10 protein-coding genes and 1 pseudogene are annotated in these 11,035 nt (G+C 68.8%); 5 read left to right on the plus strand and 6 right to left on the minus strand.

Annotated features, from left to right (window positions below):
- Positions 1-47 precede the first annotated feature (47 nt).
- Positions 48-467 (minus strand): hypothetical protein, encoded by a 420-nt coding sequence (locus KBX26_RS30380; RefSeq protein ID WP_030333582.1) that lies wholly within the window; start codon positions 465-467, stop codon positions 48-50.
- A gap of 191 nt (positions 468-658) precedes the next feature.
- On the opposite strand from KBX26_RS30380, the gene KBX26_RS30385 reads away from it, so the two are divergent.
- Both KBX26_RS30385 and KBX26_RS30390 read left to right on the plus strand, forming a co-directional pair.
- Positions 659-2,701 carry a glycerophosphodiester phosphodiesterase family protein gene (locus tag KBX26_RS30385; protein ID WP_210866979.1) on the plus strand — a complete coding sequence of 681 codons (2,043 nt, stop codon included), beginning with the start codon at positions 659-661 and terminating at the stop codon, positions 2,699-2,701.
- Positions 2,702-2,880: 179 nt separating this feature from the next.
- Positions 2,881-3,252, plus strand: a complete 372-nt coding sequence (locus KBX26_RS30390) for a hypothetical protein (RefSeq protein ID WP_030333580.1) — start codon at positions 2,881-2,883, stop codon at positions 3,250-3,252.
- Between the two features lie 68 nt (positions 3,253-3,320).
- Here KBX26_RS30390 and KBX26_RS30395 read toward each other — a convergent pair whose 3' ends face one another.
- From KBX26_RS30395 to KBX26_RS30405, 3 genes are all read right to left on the minus strand, one after another.
- Complete coding sequence (locus KBX26_RS30395; RefSeq protein ID WP_030333579.1) at positions 3,321-4,268, minus strand: sporulation protein; 948 nt, start codon at positions 4,266-4,268, stop codon at positions 3,321-3,323.
- Positions 4,269-4,478: 210 nt separating this feature from the next.
- A complete protein-coding gene (locus KBX26_RS30400; protein ID WP_210858247.1) occupies positions 4,479-4,691 on the minus strand; it encodes a DUF397 domain-containing protein in 213 nt (70 codons plus the stop codon).
- Positions 4,688-5,557 (minus strand): helix-turn-helix transcriptional regulator, encoded by an 870-nt coding sequence (locus tag KBX26_RS30405; RefSeq protein ID WP_030333575.1) that lies wholly within the window; start codon positions 5,555-5,557, stop codon positions 4,688-4,690. The genes KBX26_RS30400 and KBX26_RS30405 overlap by 4 nt, the downstream gene beginning before the upstream one ends.
- Before the next feature lie 336 nt (positions 5,558-5,893).
- Between KBX26_RS30405 and KBX26_RS30410 the strand changes: the two genes are divergently transcribed.
- Together KBX26_RS30410 and KBX26_RS32595 are read left to right on the plus strand one after the other, a co-directional pair.
- Positions 5,894-6,166, plus strand: a complete 273-nt coding sequence (locus tag KBX26_RS30410) for a DivIVA domain-containing protein (protein ID WP_030333573.1) — start codon at positions 5,894-5,896, stop codon at positions 6,164-6,166.
- Between the two features lie 86 nt (positions 6,167-6,252).
- Positions 6,253-6,474 (plus strand): annotated as a pseudogene (locus KBX26_RS32595) (hypothetical protein); the annotation flags it as partial.
- Positions 6,475-6,617: 143 nt separating this feature from the next.
- Here KBX26_RS32595 and KBX26_RS30415 read toward each other — a convergent pair.
- A complete protein-coding gene (locus tag KBX26_RS30415) occupies positions 6,618-7,394 on the minus strand; it encodes a DeoR/GlpR family DNA-binding transcription regulator (protein WP_210866995.1) in 777 nt (258 codons plus the stop codon).
- A gap of 37 nt (positions 7,395-7,431) precedes the next feature.
- Positions 7,432-9,423, minus strand: coding sequence for a beta-galactosidase (locus tag KBX26_RS30420; protein ID WP_210866980.1), 1,992 nt, complete (start codon positions 9,421-9,423; stop codon positions 7,432-7,434).
- Between the two features lie 283 nt (positions 9,424-9,706).
- Here KBX26_RS30420 and KBX26_RS30425 point away from each other — a divergent pair, with 283 nt between their 5' ends.
- Complete coding sequence (locus KBX26_RS30425) at positions 9,707-11,035, plus strand: ABC transporter substrate-binding protein (protein ID WP_210858245.1); 1,329 nt, start codon at positions 9,707-9,709, stop codon at positions 11,033-11,035.

Below are 11,035 nucleotides of genomic sequence, written 5' to 3' on the forward strand. Positions count from 1 at the left end.
CCACGTCAACCTCATGATCACGCCGCCAAGGGGGCGGGTGGGTGGGGTTAGTCGTTGGATTTGTCCCTGATGGACTTTGCCGGGCCCGTTGCGGACGTGGACTGGTCGCTGGTGCCACCGCCGCTCGGCGTGCTGAGGCCGCCGGTGGTGGCGTCGCCGGTCGTCGTCGGGGCGACAGTGCCCGGGTGTCGTTCCGGCTGTCGCGCCACCCGGCGTACGCTCGCCGGCCCGGCGGTGCCACCGGTGGTGGTCACCGCGCCCTGCCCGCCGACCGGGCCACCGTCGCGCAGCACCTGTGGGTCGATCCGTTCCTTCGCGGGGTCGAACGGGTCATCGCGTTGGATCTGACTCTCCACATCGGTGCGGGGCACCGTCACCTCGTCGAGGGCGCCCTTGCCGTACACGCCGCCGGCGATCCGGTCCTCGGCCTCGCGGGCGGCGTCCTGCCGCATGTCGTCCTCACGCACGTCCATCACCTCGCAGAAGCTGTGGAACTGACTGCGTGCCCGAGGGCCGGCCGACCAAACCCGGTGTGACCGGGAGGTCGTCCACGGCGGTTCACCGTCGCGCCGCCCGCTGGCCGCCTGCCCGCAGCCCGAGATGTCCATGCTGTCCCGCGACCGGTGGGAGGTGCCCGCCGGCAGGAGGGGATGACAGCGTGCGCACAGTACGCCGTACCGCCGTCGCGGCCCTGGTGGCCGCGACGGTGACGACCGGGCTCGCGGTGCCCGCCCAGGCGAAGCCGCGACCGGACCGGACATTCGACGTGCAGGCCCACCGGGGCGGCCTCGGGCTGCGGGTGGAGAACACCCTCGCCTCCTTCGGCAACGCCCTCCAACTCGGGGTGAGCACCCTCGAACTGGACGTGCAGATCACGGAGGACGGCCAGGCCGTCGTCACCCACGACCGGAAGATCAGTGGCGCCAAGTGCGTGGACACCAGCCCGGTGACGCCCGGCGACCCGGAGTTTCCGTACGTCGGGAAGTACATCAACACGCTCACCGTGGCCCAGGTACGCTCGCTCGACTGCGGCTCGAAGACGCTGTCGGACAAGCCCGGCCAGCTCGCCGTCCCGGGTGCCCGGATGCCGCTGCTGCGTGAGGTCTTCGCGCTGGTCAACCGGTACCGCGCGAAGGACGTGAAGCTCAACGTCGAAACCAAGGTCGAGGCGGGCGCGCCGACCGAGACCGCCCCCCGCGAGCAGTTCGTCCGGGTCACCGCTGCCGAGGTCCGCGCCGCCGGGCTGCTCAAGCAGGTGACCATCCAGAGCTTCGACTGGGGTGCGCTGATGCGCATGCGTCAGGTCGAGCCGAAGCTGCCGCTGGTCGCCCTGACCAACTACGACTTCCTGCAGACCGGCCAGCCGGGTGCCTCGCCCTGGCTGGGCGGGCTGGACATCGACGACTTCGGTGGCGACCCGATCACGGCGATCCGCAGCTTCGGCGCCAGCGCCTTCTCGCCGGTGCACGGCATGCCGCAGAACGGCACCGTCACCGACCCGGGCTACCAGCCGTACGTCACGAAGGAGATGGTCGACCGGGCGCACCGGTACGGGATCAAGGTGATCCCGTGGACGGTCGACGACGTGCCGACCATGACCAAGCTGATCGACGACGGCGTGGACGGCATCATCACGGACTACCCGGACCGGCTGCGCGGCGTGCTGGCGCAGCGCGGTTACCGGCTGCCGAAGGCGTACGCCGCGCCGTTCGACATCCAGGCGCACCGGGGCGGTCGGGCCACCCGGCCGGAGAACACCCTGCCGGCGTTCTCGAACGCGCTCTCCAACCGGGCCATCTCCACGCTGGAGCTGGACACCAACGTGACCGCCGACGGCAAGCTCGTGGTGCTGCACGATCGCACCGTCAACGGGTCGCACTGCGTCGACACCAAGCCGGTGCGCCCCGGTGACCGGATGTTCCCGTACGTGGGCAAGCCGGTGCACGAGCTGACCCTGGCGCAGCTCAAGACCGTCGACTGCGGCACGAAGACGCTGCCCGAGCTGCCCGCCCAGGTGCCCGCGCCCGGTGCCCGGATCCCGACCCTGGACGAGGTCTTCGCCCTGGTGAAGGCCAGTGGCCGCACCGACATCGGCATGAACATCGAAACGAAGATCAGCCCGGTGGTGAACGACACCGAGCCGTACCGCAGCTTCACCCGCAAGCTCGTCGACGCGATCCAGCGGGCCGGCTTCACCAAGCGGGCCACCATCCAGTCGTTCGACTGGCGCACCATCACCTACGCACGGCAGCTCGACCGGCGGATCGGCACCGTCGCCCTGGTCTGGCAGTACGGCCCGGAGGAGTGCACGACCCTCGCCGACGAGTGCTCGCTGCAGGCGGTCTACGGCAACCCGGCGGTGAAGAGCCCGTGGACCGGTGGGCTGGACTGGTGGAAGTACCAGGACCTCGGCAAGCTGACCCGGGCCGCCGGCGCTGGCACGGTGTCCGCCAACTGGCAGGTGCACGACCCGAAGCAGGGCACCGTCGCGTCCGCCGACTGGTACCTGCGGGAGAACCCGGCATACTTCCACGGACCGGACGTTCGTACGCTGCAGACGCGCGACGACCTCAAGGTGATCCCGTACACCGTCGATGACGCGACGGTGATGCAGCGGGTCATCGACCTCGGCGTCGACGGCATCATCACCGACGACCCGGACCTTCTGGTACGCGTGGCCATTCGCAACGGCCTGCGCTGACCCGCCGAACCACCCGATCGCCGGCCGGATTTTTCCGGCCGGCGATCGGTGTTACCTGCTCCGGGGCCTCGGGTAGTCGGGGGTTGTCCCCGCCACGAAAGCGAACCGTGCCGTGGCCGACACGCGGTAGCGGGGCGAGGGAATGCAGGTACGACTCATCGCATCCTGAGGAGGACCAGATGAGCACGCAGGCTGCTTCCACCCGGCCGATGAACCGGCCCATGAACGACCCGCAGAATCCCGCTGCGATGCGAGAGACGCAGCAGATGCCGGTCATGCACGACGGGCGTCGGAACGACATGCAGGCACCTGGTACGGAGACCAAGCAGGCGTTCAAGACCACCGAGTTCTGGATCTACCTGATCGCGGTGGCCGCCGTACTGGGCGCGTCGCAGGTCGTCGGTCAGAACTCCGCGGGAGTGGACATCTTCCGGGCCGACAATGCCTGGTTCCTGATCACCCTGCTGACGCTGGGCTACCTCGGTAGCCGTGGTCTGGCCAAGGCCGGCAGCAACTGGCGCAGCAGCGAGGAGCGCAAGGCCCGGCACTGACCGGTTCACAGTGCACGGTGGCCTCCGGGAGGATCTCCCGGAGGCCACCGTCGTCGCGTGTCGAACGGCTACTCGTCGCCACCGAAGTCGCCGAAGTCCCCCTCGAACGCGTCCTCGATCATCTCGCCGGCGATCATGCCGCCGGCGACACCGAGCGCCGCACCGGCGACCATGCCGCCCATGCCGTGCCCGCGGCTGTGACCGTGCCCGTGACTCGGGCCGTACTGCGAGCGCAGGCTGCCGTAGCGGGACGTGGTCTCGCGCAGCCAACCGTCGACGACCTGCGCCCAGTCCACCCGGTCGACGTCGGTGTGCGACACCTGGTAGCGGCCGAACGCGTCGTGCCCGGCGCTGAGGAACCCGCCGCGCTTGTCGCACTCCAGGATGACCTCCACACCGCGCTGGCTGGTCACGAAGGTCAGCTCGACCTCGTTGATCGTGCTCGCGTACTGCGGGGAGGCGAAGAACTCGATCTCCTGGTAGAACGGCAGGGTCTGCTGCACGCCCCGGATGTGACCGCGCTCCAGGTCGGCGCTCTTGAACCGGAAACCGAGGCGCTGGAACGCCTCCAGGATCCGCTCGTGCACCGGCAGCGGGTGCACCGCCACGTGGTCCAGGTCGCCCTTGTCGACAGCACGGGCGATGGCCAGCTCGGTGCGCAGACCCATCGTCATGCCGCGCAGGCGCTGCCCGTACACGTCGGTGATCGGGGTCTCCCACGGCACCGGCATCTGGAACGGGAGCGAGAGTTGCTGCTTCGGGGCGAGGACGAACGACCCGCTGACCGCCATGCGGTGGAACTCCATCGTGCCCGCGTACTCGGTGTCGTGTCCTTCGACCTCGACCCGGGTGACCAGGCCGATCACCACCTGCTCGATGGCTGCCTCAGCGTCGCCACCGACGAGGTTCACCTGCCCGTCGAGGGTCAGGCCGGGCCGGGTGTTGGGGTTGGTCAGCACGGTGTCCACGCTGGGACCGCCCACACCGAACGCGCTCAACATCTTCTTGAAGACCATCGGAACTCCTGTGCGACGCCGACCGCTCCACGCTGGAGTCGGACGTTGACTCGACCGGCACCCTATCCAGCACCCCTGTGAGATGGCTGTGAAGCGCCGCGCGACGCTCCGCCGGCGTGGCGTTTCGGGAGCAGGCCGAGCCAATTGACTGGTGGCGAGCCTGTGGAGCTGATGCCGCAAACGATTCAGGCGGTCGACCTCGATCACGCATCAGGGCGCGAAATCGCCGTCCTTCACCCCGTCGACGAACGCCATCCACCCGCCCGCCGGGTAGACGAGGGTCGCCGCCGCGCGATCCTTGCTGTCCCGCACCGCCACTCGACCGGAACCGTCCAGAACCGGCCCCGCCTCGACGCAGCTACCACCGTTGCTGTTGCTCCGGCTGCTGACGTGCCAGGCCACCGCGGGTAAGGCTTCACTCATGGCAGTCCCTCCTTGATCTCCGCGATCAGCTCGGCCGCCTCGCGCCGACCCAACGCGACACCACGAAGCCGATCGTACGCAAGCGCGTAGCGCTTCGACGTGGGAGATTCCATGAAGCGGCGCCCGCCCAGCGTCTCGGCATAGGCGACCTCCGGGTATGGCTTGGGCATCCCGAAGAGTACGAACGAGCCATCGAGACCGGCGTGCAGCCCCACCCGTGATGGCAGCACGCGAATGTCAATGTTCGGTTTTCCAATCAGGTCGCCCAGGTGGTGGAGTTGGCCGCGCATCACGGCAGTGCCACCGACGGGGCGGCGCAGTACGGCTTCATCGATGATCGCCGCCACCCGGACAGCCGGGTCTCGCGTCAGCACACGTTGACGGTCGATCCGGAGCTGTAGCCACTTGCCGACCGAGAATTCTGTCGCGCCTTCCCCTTCCGCGTTGCGGATCACTGCCTCCGCGTAAGCCGGCGTCTGCATGAGGCCCGGCACGAGAAAGGCATCCCACGAGTAGATGCGCTCGGCCCTACTCTCCAGCCACGGGAAATCGATGAATGAGGCATCGACCAGCTCGTCATAGTCGTCGTCCCATCGATCCGTTCGCCACGCATCCTCGGCAAGCTGGATGAAGCGATTCCGCTCGCGCCCGTCGTGCTCGCCGTAGAGGTCGAGCAGCGACACGACGACTCCACGCCGGAACGGCCACTCGGCGCGCTCCCAGCGGGCAATGGACGAAAAGTCGCGCTCCAGGAACTCCGCGGCCTGCTTGAGCGTGATGCCGCGCTGCTCCCTCAGCTGCCGCATCTGCTGACCGAGCCACTGAGCACGCAGCGTCTGCACGAACGATTCACGCCTGGCGGGCATGGTGCACCTCTCCTCGCGGACCCTCAAGACGAATTTTGTTGGTGTCGTTGCACCAATTCCGGCGCCACTGGAAACGTGGCCTTCGGGTGAGGGTGATCGCCGGCCCCCGGGGACGCCCGGTGCAAACACGGCAACCGCGGCTGTGCCAACAGCCGAGAAGGTGACGAGAGACGGCTTCGCGAGTGGCAGGCGCATACCGGCTCTCGTCGGGTCTCAACTAGAGCGTCGGGATGTGCGAATCCCGGCTCCGAACCGACTTGAACGAATAACTACCACGGCCCAGGGCGCCTTCGCGACCCTGACCCGCCCATCGGTCGACGACGCGCGAGGTGATGAATGACCCGAGGGACGCTCTACGACGGCACGCCCCACGGCGGCGCTCGGCTGGCTCGGCTGCACCCGAGCCAGGTCCGCGACCGGCAGTTCACCGTCGTCGGTTTCGGCCGACGAGGCGTGGACCCCGCAGAGGTACGACGGTTCCTGCACCGCGTCGCGCTCGACCTGGCGACGCTGCACCATGATGTGGCTCGACTCAGCGAGGAGAACGCCCGGGTGAAGCGAGCGCTGCGCGACTGGCAGAGCACCTGGTCCGAGCGGCGTCAGCCGTGAGCCCGGGATGGGAGCATCAGTACAGCGGGCTCTTCACGCCGTTGCCGCGGTTCGCTCTCGAGGCGTACACGGAGGAGCCTCGGCATGTGATCCACCTGCCGGTGGCGGTCACCGACCTGGCCGAGGCAGCGGACCTGGCGCGGACCATCGCCCGGTCGCTGGCCTCCACGCCGCAGGTCGACGTCGGCGGCATCACGGTGTCGGCCGAGGACGCGCAGCACGTACGACATTGGGTCTTCTGCGACCGGCTCATGCCCGATCGCCGCCGCTGCGCGCGGCAGGCCGACCACGCTGGAGCCTGCCTGCCCAACGACAGCCAGCGAGGCGCTCGGGCCCCACCCCGCTTTCCGCGATCTTGCGTTTTCTGTGGCGACTTAAAGGGCAATACAGGCATATCGACGTCCGAAAGCGCAAGATCGACGGCGTGGGGCGAGAGCGCGGCGCGAGGGCTTCAGGCCGCGTTGACGATGACCAGCTCGCCGACCTGTTCGCCGATCGTGGTGCGGGCCTCGGCGGGCAGCCCGGCGTCGGTGATCAGCACGTCGGCGGCTTCCAGTGGGGCGATGGTGGCGATGCCGATCGTCTCCCACTTGGTGTGGTCGGCGAGCACCACGAGTCGGCGGGCCGCGCCGATGAGGCACCGGTTGACCCCGGCCTCCAGCAGGTTGGGCGTGGTGAAGCCGGTGCGTGGGCTCAGGCCGTGCACCCCGAGGAACAGCAGGTCGACGTTGAGCGCGCTGATCGCCGCCTCGGCCACCGGCCCGGTCAACGCGTCCGACGGGGTACGGATGCCGCCGGTCAACACGACGGTCTGGTCGGCGCGCGGGTTCTGGTACAGCGCGTCGGCCACCGGGATCGAGTTGGTCACCACGGTCAGCCCGCGTACGTCGGACAGGAGCGTGGCCAGCGCGGCGGTGGTGGTGCCGGCGGAAAGCGCGATGGCCATCCCCGGCTCCACCATTGTCGCGGCCCGCTCGGCGATGGCCCGCTTCTCCGCCTGCTGGCGGATCGACTTCGCGGCGAAGCCGGGTTCCTCGGCGGAGCCCGGCCCGGCCAGGGTCGCCCCGCCGTGCACCTTGTCGACCAGGCCGCGCTCGGCCAACACCTCCAGGTCACGGCGGATCGTCATGTCGGACACACCGAACCGGCTGACCAGCTGACTCACCCGCACCCCGCCACGTTGGCGGATCAGATCGAGGATGGCGGTCTGCCGCTGCTGGGCGAGCATGTGGGGAACCTCCTTCGCACCGTGCCGGTCGTACGGATCACTGCCGATCCTCACGGATGACAGCCACCTCACCGGCCGGCACCGTCAGCTCACCGGCACACGGTGTGCCACTGAGCAGCTCGACGCCGTGCGCCGGCAGGCGTACCTCCGTGTCGGTGTGGTTGATCGCGAAGAGCCAGCTCCGGTCGCCGTCGCGGCGGCGGACCACCTCCACCCCGGGCGGCGCCGACACCGCCGGGCGGACGCCGGCCTCGGTGAGCAGCCGGGCCACCAGGCGGTCCGTGGCCGGCTCGTCCAGCCGGGTGCCGACGTACCAGGCGGCGCCGTCGCCCACCTGGTGCCGGGTCAGCGCCGGCACGCCGGGCAACGGCCCATCGGTGTACGAGGCGAGCACCTCCGCGCCCTCGACGTGCAGCCACTCGGTCCACACGTCGGCGGTGCTGCCGTCGTCGAGTCGGACCCGCTCACCCTCGCGCAGCGGGAAGAACTCCTCGGTCCGGATGCCGAGCAGCTCGCGGAACGCGCCCGGGTAGCCGCCCAGCCGGATGTGGTCGTTGGCGTCCACGATGCCGCTGAAGTAGGTGACCGCGGCGGTGCCGCCGGCCTCGACGTACCGGTGCAGCGCGTCGGCGTCGGCGTCGCTGACCAGGTAGAGGGTCGGCACCAGGACCAGCCGGTAGCCACTGAGGTCGGCCGACGGGTGGACGACGTCGGCGGTCACGCCGGCACGCCAGAGCGAGCCGTACAGGGCGTTCAGCCGGTCGGTGTAGGTGACGTCGACGCTGGGGTGTGAGTCCAACTCGACTCCCCACCACGCCTCCCAGTCGAACAGGATCGCCACGTCCGCGTCCACCCGACTGCCGCGTACCTCCGCGAGGGCCTTGAGGTCCGCGCCGAGCCGGCAGACCTCGCGGAACACCTTCGTGTCCGGCCCGGCGTGCGGCACCAGCGCGGAGTGGAACTTCTCCGCGCCGGCCCGGGAGGCGCGCCACTGGAAGAAGAGCACCCCGTCGGCGCCGCGGGCGACGTGCGCGAGGCTGTTGCGGCGCAGCTGCCCGGGCAGCTTGGCGACGTTGCGCGGCTGCCAGTTGACAGCGCTGGTGGAGTGCTCCATCAACAACCACGGGTCGCCGCCCGCAACACCCCGGGTGTGGTCGGCGGCGAACGCCAGCCCGAGGTGCGCCTGCGGGTCGGCGGCGGTCAGGTAGTGGTCGTTGGAGACGAGGTCCACGTCGGACGCCCAGGAGTGGTAGTCCATGTGCCTGTCGCCCAGGCCGATCATGAAGTTGGTGGTGATCGGCTGCCGGACCAACGCCTGCAGCACCTCGCGCTCGGCGCGGAGTTGGGCGCGCTGCTCGTCGGACGAGAACCGCAGGAAGTCCAACTGCTGGGTGGGGTTGGCGAAGGTCGGCGCGGTGCGCGGTGGGTTGATCTCGGCCCAGTCGCCGTAGCGCTGGCTCCAGAACGCGGTGCCCCAGGCGTCGTTGAGCCGGTCCAGGTCGCCGTAGCGTTCGCGCAGCCAGCCGCGGAACGCCTCGGCGCTGACGTCGCAGTAGCAGTGCACGTTGTGGCAGCCCAGTTCGTTGGAGACGTGCCACATCACCACCGCGGGATGCTCGGCGTACCGGCCGGCGACAGCGCGCACCAGCTCCAGGGAGCGCTCACGGAACACCGGGGAGCTGGGGCAGTACGCCTGTCGTCCACCGGGCCAGAGGATCGCGCCGTCGGCCCGGCGGGGCAGCGTCTCCGGGTGCGCGCGCGCCAACCACGGCGGTGGGCTGGCCGTGGCGGTGGCCAGGTCGACCTGAATGCCGCCGTCGTGCAGCAGGTCCAGCACCCGGTCCAGCCAGCCGAACTCGAAGCGCCCCGCGCTGGGCTCCAGCAGGGCCCAGGAGAAGATGCCGACGGAGACCAGGTTGACCCCGGCCCGGCGCATCAGGTCGATGTCCTCCGACCACGTTTCCTCGGGCCACTGCTCGGGGTTGTAGTCGCCACCGAAATAGATGCTGTCACCCTGCCATCGCCGCATGACAGCTGAGGGTGCACCCGCCGGTCCACGGAAGTCAACAGGTTCCAACATCGAGATTCTTTCCAACGTTTACCAGGTAACGGCCGTGTCACGACTGGGTTATCAGAGGCGAACAGCCCTCTTGACAGCACACGACCGCAGGGTAGCTTGAGGCCCCAATGGCCGTTCGTGTTCGCCAATGTGGATTCTCGGTGGATCTCAATGTGTGATCACGACGCCGGACCTGCCTTCACCACCCTGATGACCCTTGGGCGTAGCACCTCTTCATCCGCAGGAGGCACAGATGTCCCGTCCCCAAACCCAAGCCGAGTACCTGGCTCGGCTCGTACCGCCCTCAGTCGCCGGCATCAACCGGCGGTCGTTGCTGGCCGCGGCGGCCGGCACGGGCGCGCTGCTCGGCACCGGACTGCTCGCCGGCTGCGGCGACGACTCCGGCTCCGGCGGGTCCAGCACTGACGTGTCGCTCGGCTCGAACCAGTCGGATCCGAAGCCGAAAGAGGTCCTCGTCAAGGTCACCGACGGCTTCAAGACCTCGTCCGGGGTGCAGGTCGCGGTGAACACCGTCGACCACAACACGTTCCAGGAAAACATCAACAATTACCTGCAGGGCAAACCGGACGACGTCTTCACCTGGTTCGCCGGCTACCGGATGCGCTTCTTCGCCCAGAAGGGCCTGGCCAGCGACATCAGCGACGTGTGGGGCAAGCTTTCCGGCTTCTCCGACGCCTTCAAGAAGGCATCGACCGGCGACGACGGCAAACAGTACTTCGTACCGGCGACGTATTACCCGTGGGCGGTGTTCTACCGCAAGTCGGTGTGGCAGCAGTACGGCTACCAGGTGCCCACCACGCTGGACCAGTTCACCGCGCTCGGCGCGCAGATGAAGCGGGACGGCCTCATCCCCATCGCCTTCGCCGACAAGGACGGCTGGCCGGCGATGGGCACCTTCGACATCCTCAACCTGCGCATCAACGGTTACCAGTTCCACATCGACCTGATGGCCGGCAAGGAGGCCTGGACCTCCGACAAGGTCAAGAAGGTCTTCGACACCTGGGCCGGCCTGCTCCCCCTGCACCAGCCCGACAGCCTCGGCCGCACCTGGCAGGAGGCCGCGCAGTCGTTGCAGCAGAAGAAGAGCGGCATGTACCTGCTCGGCCTCTTCGTCGGTCAGCAGTTCAGCAACGACGAGCAGGACGACCTCGACTTCTTCACCTTCCCCGAGATCGACCCGGCCATCGGCGCCAAGGCGCTGGACGCCCCGATCGACGGCTACATGATGGCCCGCAAGCCCAAGAACGAGGACAACGCGCGCAAGCTGCTGGAGTACTTCGGTGGCAAGGCCGCCGCGGACATCAACCTCAAGAACGACCCCGCCGTCCTGGTCGCCAACAGTGGCGCGGACGTCGGCGGCTACACGGCGTTGCAGAAGAAGGCCGCCGAACTGGTCGGGTCGGCCACCGAGATCGCCCAGTTCCTCGACCGGGACACCCGGCCGGACTTCGCCTCCACGGTGATGATCCCGGCGATCCAGCAGTTCATCAAGAACCCCAAGGACATCGACGGGCTCACCTCGTCCATCGAGAACCAGAAAAAGTCGATCTTCACTGACTGA

Origin of the sequence: Micromonospora sp. C97 (assembly GCF_018070385.1) — a bacterium.
Classification (GTDB): Bacteria; Actinomycetota; Actinomycetes; order Mycobacteriales; family Micromonosporaceae; genus Micromonospora; species Micromonospora parva.